Here is a 22,671-nt window from a genome sequence, read left to right as displayed (position 1 = left end):
GGCGTGTAAAAGCCCCGCCGGGCCGTTGAGCCGCGATTTAGCCCGCGAAGCGGGCCGAGGCCCCTGGTCTTGGGCCGAGTCGCGGCGATAGGCCCGGCGGGGCTTTTACACGCCGACCTCCTGCGCCAAAAGAACTCCGCACTACGCATGCCACAGACTACAACCGTGGCGTAAAAAAAGCCCCCACGCCGCGCCTTCGGCTTGCTGCCCCCAAAGGGGGCGTTTTTGCCTCGGGGCGGCCCGGCGGCAAAAAAGCCTCCACCGTCACAACTGCGTCATGTTTTGGTCACGTAGGCGTCACGGCGCCATGGTTACATTCTGGGCATCTTCACAGCCAGAGGGATGCTCACGTGAACGAGACCCGACCGACGCATTGGCGCACACTTTGGATTTCCGATCTTCACCTGGGTACGGCCGGGTGCAAGGCGGATTTTCTATTGGATTTCCTCGATCAAAACGAATCCGAGACGCTGTATTTGGTGGGTGACATTGTTGACGGCTGGCAATTGCGCAAACATTGGCATTGGCCTCGCGCCCACAATGACGTGATTCAGCGCATCCTGCGCAAGGCGCGCAATGGCACGCGCGTGGTGTTTGTCCCCGGCAATCATGACGAATTTGCCCGGGAGTTCGTGGGTTATGCCTTTGGGGATATCGAAGTCCTGGACGAAGACGTCCACGTCACCGCCACCGGGCAGCGGCTGCTGGTGCTGCATGGCGACCGATTCGACGGCGTCATTCAGCACAGCAAATGGCTGGCTCGCCTGGGCGATACGCTGTATCAGAGCGCCCTCTGGCTGAATCACCATTTCAACCGCCTGCGCCATCGCATGGGCCTGCATTACTGGTCCCTGTCGCAATACCTGAAGCACAAGGTGAAGAACGCGGTGTCCTTTATTACCGATTTCGAGGAAACCCTGGCAGGCGAAGCGCGGCGCCGGGGTCTGGACGGCGTGGTGTGTGGCCACATCCATAAACCGGAAATGCGCGACGTCAGCGGCATTTTGTATTGCAATGACGGCGACTGGGTAGAGAGTCTCTCGGCGTTGGCAGAAAACCACGATGGAAAACTGGTCCTGTTGAACTGGGCAGAACAATACGCTCAGCGCGAGGCGGGATCTCCCTCGACACGGCCCCGGCGTCCCCTGTCTTTGCCTGCCCTGCCCTCGGCCCTGCGCCGGCAAAGCAAGCATCCGTAATAACCCGTATACGTCCCCTTTACTGGCACAGGGATATTGCAGTTCGCGGCCCTCTAGGTCATGCTTGCACCTGTTGGGGGCATTCCGGCCCTCGGGCGGCACCCTTCGGGGTGGTCGCCAGCGCGCTTACAAAATAGGGCCATGAACGACCAATATCAGTCGCTCTACCAATCATTCCGCTGGCTGGTTCCGACCCAATTCAATATTGCGGAAGCCTGCTGCCACCGCTGGGCGGCAAGTTCGTCGGACGCCCGGCGTATTGCCATTTACTACGAAGACGAAGCGGGTAATCGCGAAGTCTGGACGTATGCACGATTAGGTGAAGCCGCCAATCAGTTGGCAAATGGCCTGATCAAGATGGGTGTGGAGCGCGGCGACCGGGTCGGTGTGGTTTTAGGACAACGGCCGGAAACCGTGGTGGCCCATATGGCGATCTACAGTGTCGGCGCCATCGTCGTACCGCTGTCGCCCTTGTTCGGCCCTGAGGCCCTGGAAACCCGGCTGCGCGACTCCGATGCCCGGGTCGCTGTGGTCGACTACGCTTCCAGCGCCAACTTGCTGGCTATTAGCGACAACTGCCCGAATTTGAATCAAATCATCGGGATCGGTTTTGTCGATGAACGTGTCCTGCCCTGGCGCAGCCTGCTGGCACGCCAGCCAGGTGAATTCAAACAGGTGATGACGCGCGCCACCGACCCTGCCATTTTGCTGTACACATCCGGCACCACGGGTGCCCCAAAGGGTGCTTTGCTGCCGCATAGCGTCCTGATCGGCAATCTGCCTGGCTTTGTCGCCTCGCAAAACTGGTTTCCCAAAACCAACGACGTGTTCTGGTCGCCCGCGGACTGGGCCTGGACGGGTGGGATGATGGACGCCCTGCTGCCCACCCTGTATTTCGGCCACCCTATCGTCGGCACGCGTGGACGGTTTTCCCCTGAGCGCGCCTTTGAGCTGATGGAGCGCTATCAGGTCACAAACACGTTCTTGTTCCCCACTGCGCTCAAAATGATGATGAAGACGGTGCCGGAGCCTGCCAAGCAATATCGGCTGGCACTGCGCGCCATCATGAGCGCCGGGGAAAGCGTGGGCGAAACGGTATTCGAATGGTGCCAGACCGCGCTGGGGATCACGCCCAACGAGATGTTCGGTCAGACCGAGCTGAATTACGTGGTGGGCAACAGCCATCTGCGCTGGCCAGCCAAACCCGGCAGCATGGGGCGCCCCTACCCGGGCCACCTGGTCGCAGTGATCGATGATGATGGTCAACCCGTGGCTGCCGGCGAAACCGGCGAAATCGCGTTGAATCGCTACGATATTAGCGGTTTTCCCGACCCTATCCTGTTCTTGGGCTACTGGCGCAATGAGGCCGCCACCCAGGCAAAATTCACCGGCGACTGGTGCCGCACCGGTGATCTCGCGCGCGTCGATGAGGACGGCTACCTCTGGTATGCCGGCCGGGCCGACGATGTGTTCAAGTCCGCCGGCTACCGTATCGGCCCGGGGGAAATCGAAAACTGCCTGCTGGGTCACGACGCCGTGGCTAACGCCGCCGTCGTTCCCAAGCCCGATGCCGAACGGGGAGCGCTGGTGAAAGCCTATGTCGTACTGACGCCGGAATATGCCGGGCGCGATCCCGCCGAGCTGATTCAGGCCCTGCAAGAACACGTACGGGACCGTTTGGCACCCTACGAATACCCGAAAGAAATCGAGTTCATTGATGAACTCCCTATGACGACCACAGGCAAGATTCAACGCCGCGTGCTGCGCCTGCGCGAGGAAACCCGCGCCGCAAATCCAGCCTGACACTGCCAGAGACGACTGCTGTATGCCTATTTACCAACTTGATGACCTGATCCCGACCATTGACCCCAGTGTTTATGTTGCAGAGAGTGCCGATATCATCGGCAACGTCACGCTGCAAGCCGGTGTCAGTATCTGGTCGCACGTCTCGATCCGCGGCGACAACGCTCCCATCGTGATCGAAACAGGCAGCAATATCCAGGAATCCTCCGTCCTGCATGTCGACGAGGGCTGCCCGATGACCATAGGCCCTGGCGTGACGGTAGGCCACCAGGCCATGCTGCACGGCTGTACGATCCGCGAGGGCGCCCTGATCGGCATGCAGGCCATTGTGCTGAATAACGCCGTGGTGGGGCGCAATTGCCTGATCGGCGCCGGCGCGATCATTCCCGAGGGAAAAATCATTCCCGACAACTCCCTCGTGATCGGCGTGGGCAAGGTCGTGCGGGAGCTGTCTGCAGAAGAAATTGCCACTATGCACAAGAACAACGTCCACTACCAGACGCGAGCTCAGCATTACAAGCAGGCGCTCAAGCGGATCGGCTGAGCGGTTTTACCCCGGCATATGAGCGGGAAAATAGCTCCGAATCGAGTTGATCGGCTAACATTCATGCATGACTGATCAACTCAAGAAATACCTCTTCGAAGACCGCTCGGTGCGCATCCAGGCCGTACGGTTACACGATACGTGGCTGCAGGCCCAGGAACACCATCACTATCCCCCCGCCGTACAGCGACTGCTGGGTGAATTGATGGCGGCCGCGGCATTGCTGGCGGCGAATATCAAGTTCGAAGGATCGCTGGTCCTGCAGATTCAGGGATCGGGGCCCATAGCATTGCTGGTGGTGGAATGTCAGTCGGATCTGAGCCTGCGCGCCACGGTCAAGATCCGCGACGGCCACGATGTCCCTGAGGATGGCACCATGCAAAGCCTGCTCAATACGAATGACGAAGGGCGATTCATCGTGGTGCTGGATCCGCGGCGCAAGGTGCCGGGCCAGCAGACGTATCAAGGCATTGTGCCGCTCGAAGGCGACACGGTAGCCGAAGCATTGCAGCACTATATGAAAGCCTCGGAGCAACTGGACACCCGACTGTGGCTGCAGGCCGATGGCCAGTATGCGGCCGGACTGCTGGTGCAAAGCCTGCCCGGCGAAGGCGGCAAGCCTCATGAATCCGATACGTCAGACTCTCTGGCACGTGCAATTGTGCTGGCAGAAACGCTGGAGCCCGGCGAACTGCTGGCCGCAGATATCGACACCGTGATTCATCGGCTGTATTGGGAAGAAACGCTAATTGCATTCGACCCGTCGACGGTACGCTGGCATTGCCCCTGCACGCGCGAACGCGTGGCCAATATGCTGCGGTCTCTAGGTGAAACCGAGCTCAACGACATCCTGGCAGAGCGCGGAGAGGTCGAGGTGACCTGCGATTTCTGTGGTAAGCCTTATACGTTCGATGCCGTGGATTGCTCGGGGCTATTTGCCGCGGCAAAGCCAATGCCGGAGCAGGATCCGCCCACGGTGCATTGATCGGAAGCCGGCATCGGCCAGTGACTGGCTGAATGGCGCCTCCCCGCCTCGCCTCGCGTGGGTAGTCGTAGTTGCCGCAGTCGTAGTTCCCACAATCGACGTTGCGGCATGAGCCAGGCACACTGCCTGGCCATGCCCTACCGCTCTAGTTTTTCCCCGTACACCGAGCTGCCTGCCAAAATCCGCATGGCATCAGGCCGGTACGCCGCACACCCGGCCGCACCGCCGCGCCAACTCGGGGCGGCGATGGTTGAGTTCGGCATTGTTGCCATCTCATTACTGTTATTGAGCCTGCTGATTATCGAAGCTGCCCATTGGCAAATCGTGCGGCAACTGGCGTACGTGGCGTTACTGGATAGCGCCCGCGCAGGTGCGACTCAGCATGCCCGCAGGGACGTGATTGAGCAGGCGTTTACGCAATCGTTTTTGCCGCGCTTCGTTTATGCCGGCAGTCATGCACGCGCGGCGCAGCAGCGTACCTGGAATCGCGTACAGCAGTTGACCGACCTCCCGGCATGGCGGATCGAAGTACTGCCGCCGGATCGCACGCCTACGCTGCACGCGCGGCTGACCTATCTGCACGAACCGTTGATGCCGTTGATACGGCCGTTATTGCGCCGCGTCGCGCCTCTCATAGGTGATTGTGCTGCGCGCGCCGCTTTGGCACACGGATTCATGGCGATCCGATTGGATTTGCGCATTGAAATGCACTCGGACCCGATGCAATGGGCAGTCACACCGCCCGCACGCCACGACAGAGTCGTCTACGGCGCATGGAATTGCGGTGGCTAGCGATTATCAGCACAACGCCCGGAATGCCCTCGTCGGCCGATCACATCGAAACGGCACTTAAGAAACCACCGCCAACCCATCATTGACGCGAAGTATTGGCTCGCGCAGGATTCGACGCAGGACGATTTGCCGTTGCGCCAGCGGGCGCAGGCGTATTCGCGGAGGTACCGCTTGGCGGAGGATTATTTACAGCCGGACTGCCCGGCGGCACGATCTGCACAAAGACCTCGCCTTCACGCATCATGCCCAGCTCGTTGCGGGCGCGCTCTTCGATCGCACCCGAGCCTGTTTCCAGGTCACGGACCTCGGCTTCCAGCGCCGCGTTGCGCGCGCGCAGGCCCTCATTGGTTTCGTGTTGCGCGGCGATCTGTTTCTGCGAGTCCCAGACCGTGAACCAGCCGCCCTTACCCAACCAGAGCGGATACTGGATCAAGGCCAGCAGAACCAACAGCACCAGGAACAACAGGCGCATATGCAAAAACCCTTATGGGAATACCGTGACGGAGTTCAACTCAACGAAAGGGCCAGACACCCGGGGTAGCAATGCCCGGCCCCATCAGATCAACGCAGGTTGTAGAACGCATCCAAGCCGGGATACGAAGCGACCTCGGCGAGTTCTTCTTCGATACGCAGCAGTTGGTTGTACTTGGCCATGCGATCCGAGCGCGACAGCGAGCCGGTCTTGATCTGCATGGCGTTGGTAGCCACTGCGATGTCGGCGATGGTCGAGTCCTCGGTTTCGCCAGAGCGATGCGATACGACGGCGGTGTAGCCGGCGCGCTTGGCCATCTCGATGGCGGCAAAGGTCTCGGTCAACGTACCGATCTGGTTGATCTTGATCAGGATCGAGTTGGCGATGCCCTTCTGGATGCCTTCGCGCAGGATGCGGGTGTTGGTGACGAACAGGTCATCGCCCACCAATTGCACTTTCTTGCCCAATTGCTCGGTCAGCAGTTTCCAGCCGTCCCAGTCGTTTTCGGCCATGCCGTCTTCGATGCTGATGATCGGGTATTTGTCGCACCAGGTGGCCAGCAGGTTGGCGAATTCTTGCGAGGATAGCGACAGGCCGCCTTCGCCTTGCAGCGTGTACTTGCCGTCACGGAAGAATTCCGAGCTGGCGCAATCCAGGCCCAGCGCGATCTGCGAGCCCGGCTCGTAGCCGGCTTCGGTGATGGCCTTGAGGATCAGCTGAATGGCAGCCTCGTGATTGGGCACGTTGGGGGCAAAACCGCCCTCATCGCCCACAGCGGTGGACATGCCCTGGCCGTGAATGATTTTCTTCAGGCTGTGGAACACCTCGGCGCCCCAGCGCAGCGCCTCGCGGAAGCTCGTTGCGCCCACCGGCAGGATCATCAGTTCTTGCAGGTCGAGCGTGTTGTTGGCGTGCGCACCGCCGTTGATGACGTTCATCATCGGCACGGGCATGCTCATGGGGCCGCTGCCGCCAAAATAGCGATACAGCGACAGACCCGACTCGTCGGCTGCAGCACGAGCCACGGCCATACTGGCCGCCAGCAACGCATTGGCGCCCAGGCGCTCTTTGCTGTCAGTGCCGTCCAGCTCGATCAGAGTGCGATCGACAAAGGTCTGTTCCTGCGCATCCAGCCCCATCAAGGCCTCGGAAATCTCGGTGTTGAGGTTTTCCACGGCGCGCAGCACGCCTTTGCCCAGATAGCGGGACTTGTCACCGTCGCGCAGCTCGATGGCTTCGCGTTGGCCTGTGGACGCGCCCGACGGAACGGCAGCACGGCCCATGGCGCCGGATTCCAATAACACGTCGCATTCGACAGTGGGGTTGCCACGCGAGTCGAGAATTTCGCGACCGATGATATCGACGATTGCACTCATGATTTTTTGATTCCCTGAACGATAAACAAATTCATGCCGGCTGCATCAGCCCAGTTCATACGAACTGATTTTCGATGAAGCCGTTGCGTTTGGTCACGCGATCGAGCTCGACCAGCGACGTGAGCAGCGCAGACATCAAATCCAGCGGCACCGCATTCGGGCCATCGGACAATGCGCAAGCCGGGTTGGGGTGAGTCTCCATAAAGAGGCCCGATATCCCGACAGACACTGCAGCACGCGCCAGCACAGGCACGAACTCGCGTTGTCCGCCCGAAGACGTGCCCTGCCCGCCCGGCAACTGTACCGAATGGGTGGCGTCGAAAACGACGGGACAACCGGTTTCTCGCATGATAGCCAGCGAACGCATGTCGGACACTAAGTTGTTGTATCCGAAAGAAGCACCGCGTTCGCAGACGAGGATGTTGCTGCCGTCGCCACCGGCCTCGATGGCGGCGTCGCGCGCCTTTTGGGCGACCTGCACCATATCGTGCGGCGCCAGGAACTGGCCCTTTTTGATATTGACAGGCTTGAGTGAGGCCGCGCAGGCGCGGATGAAATCCGTTTGCCGGCACAGAAAGGCCGGCGTCTGCAACATATCGACCACCGCGGCCACTGGCTCGACCTGCTCGGTCTCGTGCACGTCGGTCAGGATGGGCACGCCCACCTGATCCCGCACATCAGCCAGGATCTTGAGCCCCTCGTCCATCCCCAGGCCGCGAAACGATTTGCCGGAACTGCGATTGGCCTTGTCGAACGAGCTTTTGTAGATGAACGGGATCCCCAGCGCCGAGGTGATTTCTTTCAATCGCCCCGCGGTGTCGAAGGCCAGTTCGCGCGACTCGATGACGCACGGGCCCGCAATGAGAAAAAACGGGTGATCCAGACCAATATCGAAACCGCAGGCTTTCATCAGACTTCCTTGCGTGCGCCGTGGTGAGCGATGGCTGCCTCGATGAAGCTCGAGAACAGCGGATGGCCATCACGCGGCGTGGAGGTGAACTCCGGGTGGAACTGTACGCCGACGAACCACGGATGATTCGGCAACTCCATGATTTCCGGCAGGTTTTCGGTGGGCGTACGCGCACTGATCACCATACCGGCTTCTTCGAGGCGCGGCACGTAGACGTTGTTGACCTCGTAACGGTGACGGTGGCGTTCGTTGACGTCGTCGCCGTAGATCGCCTGGGCGCGAGTGCCCGGCTTGATGGGGCAACGTTGAGCGCCCTTGCGCATGGTGCCGCCCAGATCCGAGCTGTTGTCGCGCTTTTCGACCTTGCCTTCGCGGTCCATCCATTCGGTGATCAGAGCCACGACGGGATGCGGCGCCGAAGGATCGAATTCGGTGCTGTTGGCGCCGCCCAGGCCCGCGACATGGCGCGCGAACTCGATGACGGCCAATTGCATGCCCAGACAGATCCCCAGGTACGGGACGCCGTTCTCGCGGGCGTAGCGGATTGCGGCGATCTTGCCTTCGGTGCCGCGCTTGCCAAAACCGCCTGGCACCAGAATGGCATCCAGATGCTTGAGCTGATCGGTGCCGCGCGTTTCCAGATCCTCGGAATCGATGTATTCGATGTTGATCTTGGAACGCGTGTGAATACCGGCGTGGACCAGCGCCTCGGACAGCGACTTGTACGATTCGGTCAGGTCGACGTATTTACCGACCATGCCTACGGTGATTTCGTGCTGCGGGTGTTCCAGCGCGTCGACCAGGTTGTCCCACATGGACAGGTCGGCGGGCGGCGGGGTCAGGCCCAGGGCCTCGCACACGATGTTGTCCACGCCTTGCTTGTGCAGCATGGCGGGGATCTTGTAAATGGAGTCGGCATCCCACACCGAAATGACCGCATCCAGCGGCACATTCGAGAACATGGAGATCTTGGCGCGCTCGTCGTCGGGAATGCGGCGATCGGCGCGGCACAGCAGCACGTTGGGATAGATACCGATCTCGCGCAGTTTCTGTACCGAGTGTTGCGTGGGCTTGGTCTTGAGCTCGCCGGCCGAGGCGATGAACGGTACCAGGGTCAGGTGCACGAAGGCAGCATTATTGCGGCCCAGGCGCAGGCTCATCTGACGGGCAGCCTCGAGGAACGGCAGCGATTCGATATCGCCGACCGTGCCGCCGATCTCGACGATCGCCACATCGGTGGCGCCTTTCCAGGCGGCATCGGCGCCACGGGCGACGAAGTCCTGGATCTCGTTGGTAATGTGCGGGATCACCTGCACGGTCTTGCCCAGATAGTCGCCGCGGCGCTCTTTGCGCAGCACGGATTCGTAAATCTGGCCGGTGGTGAAGTTGTTCACCTTGTGCATCTTGGCCGAGATGAAGCGCTCGTAGTGGCCCAGATCCAGGTCGGTTTCGGCGCCGTCTTCCGTGACGAACACCTCGCCGTGCTGGAACGGGCTCATCGTGCCGGGGTCGACGTTGATGTAGGGGTCAAGCTTGAGCAGAGTGACTTGCAGGCCGCGCGATTCGAGGATCGCGGCGAGGGACGCGGCGGCGATCCCCTTGCCCAGGGATGACACCACACCGCCGGTGACAAATACGTATTTGGTCATCGTAATAGGCGCCCGGGCGAAGGGGCGCATGCGGGAAATTTGGATTATAGCCGGGCGCGGACCAGATCAGGGGTTTTCCCTGACCGTTGTCACGTAACAACTCGAAAAAACACAACGCCCGGCCCCGTTACCCGCGCAACACGGCCGTGTGCTCGCGCGTGCCCGCCTATGCCGATCGGCAAAACCTCAGGATGTTCTGGGCAACCTCCTGTGCAGCCTCGCGCTGCGGGAAATGCCCTATTCCCTCCAGCACCTGCCGTTCATAAGTCCCGTGAAAAAAAGCCTCCCGCCCTTTTGAGGTGTCGGGATGGTTGCAGGTATCGGCTCCTCCATGCAGGACCAGCGTGGGCACCGACAGCACAGGAGCAGGATGCAGGCGCGCCTCGTCCGCCGCATAGGCAGGATCGCCCTCGGCAAAGCCCCAGCGATGCCGATAGGAATGCAGCACAATCTCGGGCCAGTCCTGCCCTTGGAATGCGCGCGCTGCCTCGTGGAAATCCGCGGCATCGTACCAGCCGGGAGGCGCCCAGGTATCCCACATCATGCGGGCGAATGCCTCACGATCCTCTCGCACCGTGCGGGCGCCGCGCGGCGTCGCCATGTACCAGTGATACCAGTAGTTGCGGGCCTGCGGCAGCGGCAGCGACTGATTCGGATCATTGGTGCCATAGCCGACCGACAGCAGGACCAGATGCGAGGCGACGTCGCCGCGCAGGCCGCAGGCGTTGGCCGCAGCACGTGCGCCCCAGTCATGTCCGATCAGTATCGGACGATCGAGTCCGAGAACATCGATAAAGTCCAGCAGATCACGGCCCAGCGCCGACAACTGGCCGCTGCGCGGCGTGGCAGGATCACGGAATCGCGTGGGAGCGAAGCCCCGTAATGCCGGCGCCAGCACACGGTAGCCAGCGCCAACGAGGACGGGGGCCACGTCTTTCCAACATTCGGGGCTGTCCGGCCATCCATGCAGCAGGATCGCCGTGGGGCTGCCCTGCGGGTTCCACTCGAGATAGGCAATGTCGAGCCGCTCAGTAGCGACGTAAAGATAGGAATTCATGGCGAGTCTCGCATCAGGGAAGAAAAATCAGCGTAGCTGGACTACTCAACTCGATTAACAAATAATCTTCTCCAATTAATGATTTTTTGCATCCAATCAGAATGGACTACCCTCTCCTGGCCGACGGGCCTCCGCTGGATACGGTGTTGCTACGCACCTTTCTCGAAATCGTAGACAGCGGCAGTTTCGCCGCGGCAGCCGAACGCCTGGCGTTGACACCATCGGCCGTCAGTGGACATATGCGACGGCTGGAACAGATTGCGGGCGCGAATCTCTTGACCCGCACGACGCGCCGTATGGAACTGACGCAAGCGGGCAATACCTTGTATGCCTACGGCCGCAATATTCTCGATCTGGAACGGGAGGCGCGCGCCAAGCTGCGAGGCGCCCCGCTGTGCGGGCGGTTGCGAGTCGGCGCCTCGGAAGATTTTGCCGGAGCCTGGCTGCCCCAAGTACTGCAGCGCTTTCGCCAATGGCATCCGGACGCAACGATCGAGCTGAAAGTCGGCATCACCGCGGACCTGTTGCGTCAGCAAGAGCGTGGCCGTCTCGATCTCGTTTTTGGCAAGCAATGCAGCCGCGTCGAGAGCCACGGCACTTTGTTGTGGGAAGAACCGCTAGTCTGGGTTTTTGCGGCGGATCAGCCCTTGCCACCGAACGAATCGTTGCCATTGGCCGTTTTTCCAGAACCGTGCGTCTATCGCGAGGCAGCCGTCGCCGCGCTGGGCAACATGGGCCGCCCGTGGCGTATCGTTTTTGAAAGCAGCAGTATGGCCGGGTGCTTATCTGCGGCGCGTTCGGGCTTTGCGGTGACGGTGGTTGCCGATAGCCAGCGCAGCGCAAATTTGCGCGTGCTCGGTGTCGAAGATGGATTGCCGCAGCTGCCTGAGGCGCGGTTCTATGCCTTTGCCCGAGAAAACACGCCTGACAGCACGGCGCTGATCGAAGCGGCCCGCCGCATTGGACAGCAGGGCCGCTTCGGCCAGCAAGGACTGCGTTCACGCACCCAATAAGGGCTGCGTGCTGGCCTGCAGCCAAGCCAGGGCAGCCCCCTCGACCAGCGGAGCCAGGCGCTCACGGACGGTGCGATGATAATCGTCCAGCCAGGCGATTTCGTCTTCGCGCAGCAACGAGACGTCGATACAGCGGGTGTCGATGGGGCACAGCGTCAAGGTCTCGAAACACAAGAACTCGCCGAACTCGCCCTCCAGCCAACTGCGATTGGCAACCAGGTTTTCGATGCGCACGCCCCAACGGCCCGCACGGTAAAGTCCGGGCTCATTGGAGGTGATCATCCCAGGCTCCATGGCCGTGTGCGGCCCCGGAGCTGCCCGATAGGAAATCACCTGCGGCCCTTCGTGTACATTCAGAAAATATCCCACGCCGTGACCGGTCCCATGGCCGTATTCCACGCCGCCTTGCCAAATGGGCGCACGGGCAATGGCATCCAGCATCGGCGACGGCGTGCCGCGGGGGAATGCCGCGCGCGAGAGCGCAATCATGCCCTTGAGCACCAGCGTGAAATCGACTTTCTGGTCGGCGCTGGGCGTGCCCACTGCGACCACGCGGGTGATGTCGGTGGTGCCGCCGAGGTACTGGCCGCCCGAATCGATCAACAACAGGCCGTCACCTTCGATGACGGCGTGCGACTCCGGCGTTGCACGGTAGTGCGGCATCGCGCCGTTGGCATTAAAGCCCGCAATCGTGCCAAAGCTGGGGCAGACGTATCCCGGCCGGCGAGCGCGGGCGGCGGTGATTTGCTCATCGATAGTCAACTCGGTGACAGGCTCTGCGGCGCGGCCCTGAGTCACGGTGACATCGCGATTGGCGGCCGCAGAAACGGCAGACGCATCTCCCCCGTCCTGTTGGCCGGCCTGATGAGCCTGTGGACCGGCCAGAGGAGCCGCGTAACCGCCGCCATTGACCGCCTGCTCGAACCACGCAAAAAACTCGCACAGCGCCGCGCCGTCCTGCTCCATGGCCTGGCGGACCTGGGCCAGCTCGGCCTCGGTCTTGCGCGACTTGAACAAGGTCGACGGATTGATCGCCTCGACGCGTGGCACCGCAGGGTCCATGGCATGAAACACGCCGCAGGTCACGCGAGCGGGATCGATCAGCAGCGTTTGATCCAGCGCGATAGACCCCAGGGCCTCTGCCGCCTGGTCGTACGGCGCAACGTCCACGCCATCAGCGGCCAATACCGCGCGCAGGGACTCGTCGATTTTGCCATCGGCCACAAACAACGTGGCATAGTCGGCCCCGATCAACGCGTGCGCCAGGAACACGGGGTTATACGATACATCCGCGCCGCGCAGATTAAACAGCCAGGCGATATCATCGAGCGTGCATAACAGATGCACGTCGGCCCCTTTGGCCTGCATGACGCTGCGCACTTGAGCCAGCTTGTCGGCCCGCGCGACACATGCCTGCGGCGCCGTGTGCTCATAGACCGGCGCGTCAGGCAAGCCGGGGCGATCCTGCCAAATCTCGGCAAGCGGATCGGCCTGGATGTCCAGGTACACACCCGCCGGCGACAAGGCTGCAGACAAGGCCCGGAACGACGCCAGGCCTAGTACGTGGCCGTCTACACCGACGCATTGCCCCGCCGTCAGATTGCTGGCCAACCAGTCGATATGACTCGGCGTCGAGGCCGTGGCAATTTTCATCAGTTGTACACACGTGCCAGCCAACTGCGTTTCTGCCTGCACCCAATAGCGGCTATCGACCCACAGCCCTGCGAAATCTGCCGTCACCACAAGCGTCGCCACCGAGCCCGTAAAACCACTGAGCCATTGGCGGCCCTGCCAACGCGCAGGCAGGTATTCAGACAGATGTGGATCGGCAGACGGTACGATGCAAGCATCCAGGCCTAGGCGGCGCATGGCCTGCCGCAACTGGGCAATGCGGGTATCAGTGAAAGACATGAGATTCCTTAACGCAACGTGAGTGAGTGTCTGCCGGCATTTTATCGAGCCGGGGATGCGACGGCGATCGTATCGCCGGGATCATCACCGGCAACCGATACTACGCGCGTCCCAATGCGCGTCAACGCATCAAGATGAGATAGGCGAGCCGGACACGGGCCTCAATCGGAAAATTCTTGTTTGCCAGGATGACGATACCCTTTTGCTGAGCAGGCAGAAACGCGACATAAGCCCCGAACCCGTTGGTCGATCCGGTTTTATTGACCCAAGCCGCCGGCATAGGGGGACGAGGCGGCACGATGGCCTCGACGGGATGGGTCTCATACGCAATCCTGGCGGAGTTTCCGTCGAGCAGGTCCTTGAGCTCGACGGATTCCTCGTACTGTTCCCAGATAAGGTCCTGCGTCATGGCGCCCAGCGCGAAATACCCGACACGGGTGTTGCGCAACGCCTTGTCGAGATCGCTCCCGCCTCGGGACGAATCGATATTCAACTGCACGAAGCGAATCAGATCTCTGGCGGTGGTTTTGACGCCGTAGGCTTCGTCCGCGAGGATGCCTGGGTTCACACGCACTGGCGCGTCGGCTTTGTTGTAACCCTGGGCATAGTTTTCCAGCTTTGCCGATGGCACGTCGATATAGGTGCCATGCAGCCCCAACAGCGGAAACAGCTGTCGTTCCATCGCAGTCTTGAACGGCAGACCTAACGCCTGCGCTGCAACTACGCCCAGCAAACCGATACTGGGATTGGCATAGGTCCGCGCGGCGCCTGCCGCGTATTGCGGCGTCCACGCTTCGAAATACCGCTTCAACTGTTTTTCGTTGGTGATATCGTCCGGCACCTGCAGTGGAAAGCCCCCGGCTGTGTGAGTGCCGAGGTGAACAAGGCTGACGTTGTCCAGATTGCTGCCGCGCAGATAAGGCAGATACTGAGCGGGACTATCGTCTAAAGAAAGGCGTCCCAGCGTCTGAGCGTACGTTGCAAGTGTCGCGGTGAACGTCTTGCTGACCGAACCGATCTCGAACAGCGTATCGCTGGTGACTGGCTGGCGCGTCGTTTTTGACGCAACGCCGAAGTTATAAAACGTTTGCTTCCCATGCTCGGTCACGGCAATCGCCATACCCGGCACCTTGTACTCTCGCATGACTTGCTCGGCCGCCTGACTGATATTGACAGGAGACTCGGGCACTGCGCCGGCCGACGCGGGATTCACGATTGCGGCCAGGCATGCGCACCACAGGGTTTGAAGCCATCGTTTATTGACGGAATACATAGGCGATTCAATCTCGAAAGCACTTCGTGGGGACGAACGATTTGCCGTCCGTCCGGACGACCAAGACGCCTTAACGGAGCATGGACGACATGGCCGACAAGCTATTGAGCGTGCGTACCGCTGCTTGCATGCTATCGACCGTAAACCGCAGCGTCACGCCGTCCACGCGCTCGAGCGTGGGCCACATGCAGAACAGATCGGCCAGCGCCGTGGTCTGGGTCTGCAATTGGCATTCTATAGGCGCCGCGATCTGCAGGGGAGCCGTACCGCCTGTGTGGTCGACCGCAGCGCGCACTGCCGTTTCCGCCGCGGCCGCAATTGCCTGGCGAGCCGCCTCGGGCGACAGGGTCAGCCCACTGCCCTGCCCATGTGCGACTTTGGTTTGTACCCACTGGGCATTGGGATACAACGGCCGTGTTTCTTCGATGAAAACATTATCGCCGCTGGCCATGATGACCGGCACGCCCAGCTCGCCTGCCAAAGCCCCATACAAACCGGCCTCGCCGAGTTCCAGCCCATTGATCAGAACGCGGGCAAACGCAAAGCTGTTGATCGTATGCGCGAGAATTCCGCGCCCCTGTGCACGCGAGTGGTAGCCGATCATGATCACGGCGTCGCACGGTTCCTCGAGGCCGCCCATCATGCCCAGATAGCGAGGTTTGCCCAACACCAGACGCGCACGCGGATCCAGCAGGTCGGGCAACAGATTGCGAAAGCCGCCATGGGAATCATTCACCAGCACTTCTGTCGCGCCGCCCGCGAACGCGCCGATCACGGCGGCGTTGGCTTCTTTGGTCATCCAGACTCGCGCCCGTTCATACTCGCCGTTACCCGCGCGCACCTGTTCTGAATGAAAAACGCCAGCGACGCCCTCGATGTCGGTAGAAATTAAGATCTTCATGAATGTTCAAAAACTCGGTAAAAAAATACAGTCCGTCGGGCGCCTGGAATCAACGTCATGCCCGGACGATCACAAGTCTCGATCGTCGAGCCACCGCCGCCAATCAGGAATCGCCTCGGTGATCGCCTGACGCACATGGCCATCGCGGCCCTGCACCGTCTCGGCGCGCCACAGCGCGGCCACAATGGCCTGCTCACAGGCTTCAGCAGCAGCCTCGAACAGCTTGTCGATGCGGGCCTCATGCAGCATGGCTTGTGCGGGCATCGCGCGGTCGGCCTGATGCGGTACGGTATAGGCCGTAGAAAACGCCATCGAGATATCGCCACTGCCGTGGCCGTATACCGAACCGGTACGCGCCAGTCCTGCCGCGGCACGCAATGACAAGCGGCCGAGTTGGCGTGCATCCAATGGCGCATCCGTGGCCAGCAGCAAAATGATCGAACCTTTTTCAGGCCCCGTTTCACTCGCTTGTTGCTCGATGAAACGCTTGCCGAACGGCCGGCCGGCAATCGTCAGCAGTGGGAGGCGACCAAAGTTCGACAGCACCAGCGCACCGACGGTATAACGCTGTCCAGGCTGAATTTCGGCGATGCGCGATGCCGAGCCGATGCCGCCCTTGAAAGAAAAACTCGACATGCCACGTCCGGCGCCTACCGCCCCTTGCGCGAAATCGACGCCGGCGGCCTCGTATGCCGCCAGATAGTGGGCCTCCGACACCGACAATGTCTGGATGTCGTTCAAATAGCCATCATTGCACTCGAATACCAACGGGTTCACCGTTGCCCATTCGCGGCCGATCTGGGGGTCGGCCGCAATCGCCTGACGTATCTGCGCATTGGCCACGGTGCCCACGCCGAACGTATTGGTCAATGCGATCGGCGTTTCCAAAACGCCGAGCTCGCTGACTTGCACCAGGCCTATGCTTTTGCCAAAGCCGTTAATGACGCTGGCGGCAGCAGGCACTTTGTCGGTATAGACGTTACCTGCATGCGGGCGCACCACCGTCACACCGGTCTGGCAATCGCCATCGGCCAAGGTCGCGTGACCTACAGTCACGCCCGCCACGTCGCTGATCGCATCACGCGCACCGCTGGGCAATCGGCCGACACGCGGCATCGGAAAAGCCGGATCAATTTTTGTCATGGCATCACCGCTGCGAGGCGGCCTCCTTATTCACACCTGCGTTGCGCGGGCAACGCGGAAACACACAATAGTCCTGACGGGTCGTCGACCAGGAAAAAAGGGCACAGCCTGCGCCGTGCCCTTTTTTGTCGCCGGGCCGTCCCAAGACAAAAAAGCCCCCTTGGGGGGCAGCAAGCCGAAGGCGCGGCGTGGGGGCTTTTTCGATTCACTGCGGATCACGCTCGCGGTTCAACGGCGATCGATTTTCGGATCCAAGGCATCGCGCAGACCATCACCCAACAGGTTGAACGCCAACACGGTCAGGAAAATCGCCAGCGCCGGGAAAATCGCCACGTGCGGGGCCAGCACCATATCGGCACGTGCCTCGTTCAGCATCGCGCCCCATTCCGGCGTGGGCGGCTGCGCGCCCATCCCCAGGAACGACAAGCTGGCGGCCGTGATGATTGACGTGCCGATACGCATCGTGCCATAGACCACGATCGGTGAGATCGTGCCGGGCAGAATATGGCGCATGATGATGGTCCAGTCCGACGCACCGATACTGCGCACGGCCTCAACGTAGGTCATCTGCTTGATGGCGAGCGTATTGCCGCGTACCAGGCGCGCAAACGCCGGCACGCTGAATACGGCCACAGCAACGATCACGTTGACCATGCTCGAGCCCAGAATGGCTACCACGCCGATCGCCAGCAACATGCCGGGAAATGCCAGCAGCACGTCCGAAATACGCATGGTGATGCGTTCCCACCAGCCCTCGTAGTACCCTGCCATCAGACCCATCAACGTGCCAACCACGGCACCCATGGCGACCGACAGGAAACCTGCGGCCAACGAGATCTGTGCCCCCGCAATGATGCGGCTGAAGATATCCCGGCCCAGCGAATCCACGCCCAGCCAATGGGTCGCAGACGGTCCCGCATTCAGCGCGTCATAGTCAAAGAAGTTCTCCGGATCAAAAGGAACAATCCAGCGCGCAAAAATCGCCACCAAGACCAGCAGCAGGACGAAAATCCCTGCGCCCACGGCGAGTTTCTGCTTTTTGAATTTGCGCCAGAACTCGGTCAGCGGCGTGCGCACCTCGTTCTGTTTGGCAGCCTGCACGGTAGTGGCGGTAGTCGTATTGCTCATGCCCGCCTCACTTATAACGGATACTGGGATTGATGACGCCATAGAGCACGTCGACAATCAAGTTGATCAAAATGAATTCCAGCGAGAACAGCAGCACCAGCCCCTGAATCACAGGATAGTCACGCTGCGTCACGGCATCGACCAGCAGCCGGCCCAGCCCTGGCCAGTTGAACACTGTCTCGACCACAATTGAGCCGCCTAGCAAGAAGCCGAACTGCAGGCCCATCATGGTGACCACGGGAATCAGCGCATTGCGCAGCGTGTGCTTGATGACCACGCGGTTTTCTGTGAGGCCCTTGGCCCGTGCCGTACGCACGAAATCCTCTTGGATGACTTCGACGAACGATGCCCGCGTGAATCGCGCCATCACTGCCGCCACGGCGGCACCCAGCGTGATGGACGGCAGAATATAGTGTTTCCAGCTCGAGGCGCCCACGGTAGGCAGCCATCCCAGATTCACCGAGAAGACCTGCATCAGCATCATGCCCAAAGCAAATGCCGGGAACGAAATCCCCGACACGGCCAGCGTCATGAGGACACGGTCAGGCCAACGATTGCGCCAGACGGCAGAGACGATACCGAAGACCATCCCGAAGGCGACTGACCAGATCATACTGGCGATCGTCAACCACATCGTGGGCATGAAGCGCTCGGCGATTTCAGTCGCCACGGGCCGCTTGGTACGCAGCGAGTGGCCGAGATCGCCTTGCAGCATATGGCTGAAGTAGCGCACGAATTGCTGCGGCAAGGGCAGATCCAGCCCGAGCTCCTGGCGCACGAGCTCGACCGTGGCCTGGTCGGCATCCTGGCCCGCGGCCAGGCGCGCCGGATCGCCCGGGAGCATGTGCACAAACAAGAACACGACCACCGAGACCAACAACAGGGTCGGGATCATGCCCAATAAACGTTTGACGATATAGGTCAGCATTGAAATTCCTGAGACGTCGGCGGATGCCCCATGCATCCGCCGAGCCTTGCTTGCGATTACTGCTTGAGATCGATGTCACCGAACCAGAACGAGGTGTCGGGTTCGACATACACACCGCTCAGGTTCTTCGATTTCACGTACACGTTGTTCTGGGTCACCAGGAAGGCCCAGGGGGCGTCATTCCAGATGGTTTCCTGAACTTTGTTGTAGATCTCGGTCTTTTTCGCACGATCCGTCGTGGCCAGGGCTTCTTGAATGCCATCGTCCACAGACTTGTTGGAGTAGTACGACACGTTGTTCAGCACAGGCGGGAAAGCACCGGTGCTCAGCAAGGGACGCAGGCCCCAGTCTGCTTCGCCGGTCGAGGACGACCAGCCCGCGTAGTAGAGGCGAACCTTGGCGTCTTCAGGCTTTTGCACTTGCTGCACGCGCTGCACGCGTTGGCCCGACTCCAATACTTCTACCGAGGTCTTGATGCCGACCTGAGCGAGCTGTTGCTGCAGGAACTGGACCACCTTGACCGACGTGCCGTCGTTATAAGCCGACCACAACTGCGTCTCGAAGCCCTTTTCGTAGCCTGCTTCCTTCAGCAGTTGACGCGCCTTGGCGGGATCGTAGGGCCACGGACCCGTCTTGTGTGCGTAATCCACGCCAGTGGGCACAACGCCATCGACGATGGTGGCATAGCCGTTGAATGCCACTTTCGCCAACGCTTGTTTGTTGATGGCGTAGTTGATGGCTTGGCGAACCTTGGGGTCATTGAAAGGCTTGACCTGCGTGTTCATCGACAGGTAGCGGGCCATGATCGAGTTCTTGTGATCGACCACGTCCAGCTTGTCGTTCTTGGCCAGGATTGCCGCTTGCTCGAACGGCACGGGGAACGCGAAGTGGGCTTCGCCCGTCTGCACCACGGCAGCACGCGTGTTGTTGTCGGTCACGGTGCGGAACGTGATCGAATCAACTTTCGGCTTGCCCTTGTTCCAATAGCCGTCGAACTTCTTGACCTTCAGGTATTCGGCGGGCTTCCACTCGACGAATTCGAACGGACCGGTGCCCACGGGGTGAAAACCGATTTCCTTGCCGTATTTTTTCAACGCGGCAGGCGAAATCATCATGGCAGCCGGGTGAGCCAAGGCGTTCAAGAAAGCCGAGAACGGCTTTTTCAGCGTGATCTTGACCGTCAGGGGATCCACCACATCGATGTGATCGATCACGCTGAACTGGATGTAGCGCGACAGGCGATTGTCCGGATTGGCGGGACGGTCGAAGTTGATCTTGACTGCTTCGGCGTTGAAATCGGTGCCGTCTTGGAATTTGACGCCAGGACGCAGCTTGAAGGTATAGACCAGACCGTCTTCGCTGACAGAGTAGTCAGTGGCCAGGACTTTCTGAATCTTCAGGTCTTTGTCGAACTCAAACAGACCCTCGTAATAGGCCTTGCCGACAGCCTGGTTCAGGGTGCTGTTCGTGTTGTACGGATCGAGCGTTTCCAGCGCGATCGATACCGCGAAGGTAACGTCCTTGCTGGCGTGAGCCAAGGGCGAAGCGAGCACGCCAAAGGCCAGCGCGGCGGCGGCCATCAGCTTAGTGGGGCGCAGTACTTTCATCATTGCAGCTCCTGAAATCAAAAAGGAGAGACGGTTTAGTGAACAAAACAGACCGGCGGCATGCCGCCGCCGGCAACATCAATACGCGCCACCCACTGCATGACGCGCAACAAAATGCCCCGGGCCGACCTGCACCAGCGACTCGACGACGGGCTCGTCGCCGACCTTGCGGATCGGGCTCGGGATTTCATCGGACAACAAGGTGCGCTTGAGATGGCGACGCGCCGGATCGGCGATCGGCACGGCCGACATCAGCTTCTTGGTGTAGGGATGTTGGGGGTTTTCGAAAATGGCGCGGCGCGGACCGATCTCGACGATCTGTCCCAGATACATCACCGCGACACGATGGCTGATGCGTTCGACCACTGCCATATCGTGCGAAATGAACAGGAACGACACGCCCAGGTCGCGTTGAAGATCGATCAGCAGGTTGACGATTTGCGCCTGGATGGACACGTCCAAGGCCGACACGGATTCGTCGGCGATCACGACCTTGGGATTCAACGCCAGTGCCCGCGCGATACACACGCGTTGACGTTGACCGCCGGAAAATTCATGCGGATAGCGCTGCGCAACCTCGGCAGGCAAACCGACGCGTTCGAGCAACTCGGCCACACGCGCCTCGGCTTCGCGGCCCGAGGCCACACCATGCACCAACAGCGGCTCCATGATGGAAAAGCCGACCGTCACACGCGGATCCAGCGAAGCAAACGGGTCCTGGAATACGAACTGAATATCGCGACGCAATGCCTGCAGTTCGGTATTTTTGAGTTTGATGATGTCGCGGCCGCCAAACAGGATCTGGCCGCTCTGGCTTTGAACCAGGCGCAACAGCGAACGGCCGGTCGTAGATTTCCCGCAACCGGACTCGCCCACCAGCGAGAGCGTCTCGCCCGGATACAGATCAAAACTCACTTTTTCAACGGCATGCACACGGCGTTGCACGCGGCTGAATATGCCGCCGCGCAGATCGAAACGCGTCACCAGATCGCGCACGCTGAGAACAGGATCCTGTTTTGCGCGCGGCACTTCCTGCGTGCTGGCATCGCCGTCCTTTGCCACAGGTTGCGCCTGGCCATCGACTTGCAACAGCGGAAAACGCGCCGGCAGATCCGTGCCTTGCATCGCACCCAATCGCGGCACAGCAGAGAGCAAGGCCTTGGTGTATTGGTGCTGAGGCGCTGCAAACACCTGATCAGCCGAACCTTCTTCGACTTTGTCGCCGCGGAACATGACCAGCACACGATCGGCCACCTCGGCTACGACGCCCATGTCGTGTGTGATGAACACCACGCCCATGTGCATCTCGTCTTGCAACTGACGGATGAGTTGCAGGATCTGTGCCTGGATGGTCACATCCAGCGCCGTGGTCGGCTCGTCCGCAATCAACAATGCAGGCTTGCAGGCCAACGCCATTGCGATCATCACACGCTGACGCATACCGCCGGACAATTGATGCGGGTGGCGATCGAGCACGGATTTGGCTTCGGGAATGCGGACCTGCTCCAGCATGCGCAAAGCCTCGGCACGCGCCGCAGCAGCGTCCATGCCCTGGTGCAGACGAATCGTTTCCGCAATCTGGTCGCCCGCCGTGAACACCGGATTCAACGACGTCATCGGCTCTTGGAAAATCATCGCCATATCGGCGCCGCGTACACTGCGCATCATGCGTTGCGAAGCGCCGGCCAGGTTCACGATCTCGTTATTGCGGCGGCGCAGCGCCATGCGGCCCTGAGCGATGCGCCCGCCGCCATGCTCGACCAGGCGCATCAGCGACAGCGACGTCACGGACTTGCCCGACCCCGACTCGCCAACGATAGCCAAGGTCTCGCCACGATCGACATGGAACGACAGATTGCGCACCGCCTCTACCGTTCGTTCAGAGGTCACAAAGCGCACCGTCAGGTCATCGACCTGGACCACGCGGTTTTCCGGCATCGCCAGCGTCTGAGCGCGATCAACCATATTGAATTCCGTTCC

General features: G+C 60.7%; 19 protein-coding genes. 6 read left to right on the top strand and 13 right to left on the bottom strand.

Annotated features, from left to right (window positions below; all coding sequences use genetic code 11):
- The first annotated feature begins 350 nt into the window (after positions 1–350).
- The 5 genes from CAL20_RS07940 to CAL20_RS07920 all read left to right on the top strand — a co-directional run bounded on the left by CAL20_RS07940 (position 351) and on the right by CAL20_RS07920 (position 5,323).
- A complete protein-coding gene (locus CAL20_RS07940) occupies positions 351–1,199 on the top strand; it encodes a UDP-2,3-diacylglucosamine diphosphatase (RefSeq protein ID WP_094837579.1) in 849 nt (282 codons plus the stop codon).
- Positions 1,200–1,340: 141 nt separating this feature from the next.
- Positions 1,341–3,002 (top strand): acyl-CoA synthetase, encoded by a 1,662-nt coding sequence (locus CAL20_RS07935; protein ID WP_094837578.1) that lies wholly within the window; start codon positions 1,341–1,343, stop codon positions 3,000–3,002.
- Between the two features lie 22 nt (positions 3,003–3,024).
- Positions 3,025–3,546 carry a gamma carbonic anhydrase family protein gene (locus CAL20_RS07930; protein ID WP_094837577.1) on the top strand — a complete coding sequence of 174 codons (522 nt, stop codon included), beginning with the start codon at positions 3,025–3,027 and terminating at the stop codon, positions 3,544–3,546.
- 67 nt (positions 3,547–3,613) lie between these two features.
- Positions 3,614–4,531, top strand: coding sequence for an Hsp33 family molecular chaperone HslO (hslO, locus tag CAL20_RS07925; protein WP_094837576.1), 918 nt, complete (start codon positions 3,614–3,616; stop codon positions 4,529–4,531).
- Positions 4,532–4,663: 132 nt separating this feature from the next.
- Positions 4,664–5,323 (top strand): pilus assembly protein, encoded by a 660-nt coding sequence (locus tag CAL20_RS07920; protein ID WP_143277051.1) that lies wholly within the window; start codon positions 4,664–4,666, stop codon positions 5,321–5,323.
- Positions 5,324–5,402: 79 nt separating this feature from the next.
- Here the strand turns inward: CAL20_RS07920 and ftsB are convergent, their stop codons facing one another.
- From ftsB to CAL20_RS07895, 5 genes are all read right to left on the bottom strand, one after another.
- Complete coding sequence (ftsB, locus tag CAL20_RS07915) at positions 5,403–5,795, bottom strand: cell division protein FtsB (protein ID WP_094837574.1); 393 nt, start codon at positions 5,793–5,795, stop codon at positions 5,403–5,405.
- Between the two features lie 89 nt (positions 5,796–5,884).
- Positions 5,885–7,171: a phosphopyruvate hydratase gene (gene eno, locus CAL20_RS07910; RefSeq protein ID WP_094820284.1), complete on the bottom strand. Its 1,287-nt coding sequence runs from the start codon at positions 7,169–7,171 to the stop codon at positions 5,885–5,887.
- 55 nt (positions 7,172–7,226) lie between these two features.
- Positions 7,227–8,084 carry a 3-deoxy-8-phosphooctulonate synthase gene (gene kdsA, locus CAL20_RS07905; RefSeq protein ID WP_094820283.1) on the bottom strand — a complete coding sequence of 286 codons (858 nt, stop codon included), beginning with the start codon at positions 8,082–8,084 and terminating at the stop codon, positions 7,227–7,229.
- Positions 8,081–9,730: a CTP synthase gene (locus CAL20_RS07900; protein ID WP_094820729.1), complete on the bottom strand. Its 1,650-nt coding sequence runs from the start codon at positions 9,728–9,730 to the stop codon at positions 8,081–8,083. Before CAL20_RS07900 ends, kdsA begins: the two co-directional genes overlap by 4 nt.
- Positions 9,731–9,896: 166 nt before the next feature.
- The gene (locus tag CAL20_RS07895; protein WP_094837573.1) at positions 9,897–10,787 is read right to left on the bottom strand and encodes an alpha/beta fold hydrolase; all 891 of its coding nucleotides are present in this window, start codon (positions 10,785–10,787) and stop codon (positions 9,897–9,899) included.
- Between the two features lie 101 nt (positions 10,788–10,888).
- Between CAL20_RS07895 and CAL20_RS07890 the strand changes: the two genes are divergently transcribed.
- Positions 10,889–11,800, top strand: coding sequence for a LysR substrate-binding domain-containing protein (locus tag CAL20_RS07890; protein ID WP_094837572.1), 912 nt, complete (start codon positions 10,889–10,891; stop codon positions 11,798–11,800).
- On the opposite strand, the gene CAL20_RS07885 is transcribed toward CAL20_RS07890, so the two are convergent.
- The 8 genes from CAL20_RS07885 to CAL20_RS07850 all read right to left on the bottom strand — a co-directional run bounded on the left by CAL20_RS07885 (position 11,786) and on the right by CAL20_RS07850 (position 22,656).
- Positions 11,786–13,711 carry an aminopeptidase P family protein gene (locus tag CAL20_RS07885; RefSeq protein WP_094837571.1) on the bottom strand — a complete coding sequence of 642 codons (1,926 nt, stop codon included), beginning with the start codon at positions 13,709–13,711 and terminating at the stop codon, positions 11,786–11,788. The two genes, CAL20_RS07890 and CAL20_RS07885, sit on opposite strands and share 15 nt — an antisense overlap.
- Positions 13,712–13,832: 121 nt before the next feature.
- Positions 13,833–14,984: a class C beta-lactamase gene (gene ampC / locus CAL20_RS07880; RefSeq protein ID WP_094837570.1), complete on the bottom strand. Its 1,152-nt coding sequence runs from the start codon at positions 14,982–14,984 to the stop codon at positions 13,833–13,835.
- Positions 14,985–15,054: 70 nt separating this feature from the next.
- Positions 15,055–15,885, bottom strand: a complete 831-nt coding sequence (locus tag CAL20_RS07875) for a M55 family metallopeptidase (RefSeq protein WP_094837569.1) — start codon at positions 15,883–15,885, stop codon at positions 15,055–15,057.
- A 69-nt stretch (positions 15,886–15,954) separates the two neighbouring features.
- On the bottom strand, positions 15,955–17,028 hold the full coding sequence (locus CAL20_RS07870; RefSeq protein ID WP_094837568.1) for a DmpA family aminopeptidase: 1,074 nt from the start codon (positions 17,026–17,028) through the stop codon (positions 15,955–15,957).
- A gap of 228 nt (positions 17,029–17,256) precedes the next feature.
- Positions 17,257–18,156, bottom strand: coding sequence for a glutathione ABC transporter permease GsiD (gene gsiD, locus CAL20_RS07865; protein WP_094837567.1), 900 nt, complete (start codon positions 18,154–18,156; stop codon positions 17,257–17,259).
- Positions 18,157–18,163: 7 nt separating this feature from the next.
- Positions 18,164–19,084, bottom strand: a complete 921-nt coding sequence (gene gsiC / locus CAL20_RS07860; protein ID WP_094820275.1) for a glutathione ABC transporter permease GsiC — start codon at positions 19,082–19,084, stop codon at positions 18,164–18,166.
- A gap of 56 nt (positions 19,085–19,140) precedes the next feature.
- On the bottom strand, positions 19,141–20,694 hold the full coding sequence (gene gsiB / locus CAL20_RS07855; RefSeq protein WP_094820274.1) for a glutathione ABC transporter substrate-binding protein GsiB: 1,554 nt from the start codon (positions 20,692–20,694) through the stop codon (positions 19,141–19,143).
- A 75-nt stretch (positions 20,695–20,769) separates the two neighbouring features.
- Complete coding sequence (locus CAL20_RS07850) at positions 20,770–22,656, bottom strand: dipeptide ABC transporter ATP-binding protein (RefSeq protein ID WP_094837566.1); 1,887 nt, start codon at positions 22,654–22,656, stop codon at positions 20,770–20,772.
- Positions 22,657–22,671: the final 15 nt, after the last annotated feature.

Origin of the sequence: Bordetella genomosp. 4 (genome assembly GCF_002261185.1) — a bacterium.
Lineage (GTDB): Bacteria > Pseudomonadota > Gammaproteobacteria > Burkholderiales > Burkholderiaceae_B > Bordetella_A.
Note: the sequence above shows the minus strand (reverse complement) of the source record. Positions and strands in the feature narration are given on the sequence as shown.

Coding starts and splice junctions, on each gene's coding strand:
- CAL20_RS07935 (WP_094837578.1), top strand. CDS start 1,341: ATGAACGACCAATATCAGTCGCTCTACCAATCATTCCGCTGGCTGGTT.
- CAL20_RS07930 (WP_094837577.1), top strand. CDS start 3,025: ATGCCTATTTACCAACTTGATGACCTGATCCCGACCATTGACCCCAGT.
- hslO (WP_094837576.1), top strand. CDS start 3,614: ATGACTGATCAACTCAAGAAATACCTCTTCGAAGACCGCTCGGTGCGC.
- CAL20_RS07920 (WP_143277051.1), top strand. CDS start 4,664: ATGCCCTACCGCTCTAGTTTTTCCCCGTACACCGAGCTGCCTGCCAAA.
- ftsB (WP_094837574.1), bottom strand. CDS start 5,795: ATGCGCCTGTTGTTCCTGGTGCTGTTGGTTCTGCTGGCCTTGATCCAG.
- eno (WP_094820284.1), bottom strand. CDS start 7,171: ATGAGTGCAATCGTCGATATCATCGGTCGCGAAATTCTCGACTCGCGT.
- CAL20_RS07900 (WP_094820729.1), bottom strand. CDS start 9,730: ATGACCAAATACGTATTTGTCACCGGCGGTGTGGTGTCATCCCTGGGC.
- CAL20_RS07895 (WP_094837573.1), bottom strand. CDS start 10,787: ATGAATTCCTATCTTTACGTCGCTACTGAGCGGCTCGACATTGCCTAT.
- CAL20_RS07890 (WP_094837572.1), top strand. CDS start 10,889: ATGGACTACCCTCTCCTGGCCGACGGGCCTCCGCTGGATACGGTGTTG.
- CAL20_RS07885 (WP_094837571.1), bottom strand. CDS start 13,711: ATGTCTTTCACTGATACCCGCATTGCCCAGTTGCGGCAGGCCATGCGC.
- ampC (WP_094837570.1), bottom strand. CDS start 14,984: ATGTATTCCGTCAATAAACGATGGCTTCAAACCCTGTGGTGCGCATGC.
- CAL20_RS07875 (WP_094837569.1), bottom strand. CDS start 15,885: ATGAAGATCTTAATTTCTACCGACATCGAGGGCGTCGCTGGCGTTTTT.
- CAL20_RS07870 (WP_094837568.1), bottom strand. CDS start 17,028: ATGACAAAAATTGATCCGGCTTTTCCGATGCCGCGTGTCGGCCGATTG.
- gsiD (WP_094837567.1), bottom strand. CDS start 18,156: ATGAGCAATACGACTACCGCCACTACCGTGCAGGCTGCCAAACAGAAC.
- gsiC (WP_094820275.1), bottom strand. CDS start 19,084: ATGCTGACCTATATCGTCAAACGTTTATTGGGCATGATCCCGACCCTG.
- gsiB (WP_094820274.1), bottom strand. CDS start 20,694: ATGATGAAAGTACTGCGCCCCACTAAGCTGATGGCCGCCGCCGCGCTG.
- CAL20_RS07850 (WP_094837566.1), bottom strand. CDS start 22,656: ATGGTTGATCGCGCTCAGACGCTGGCGATGCCGGAAAACCGCGTGGTC.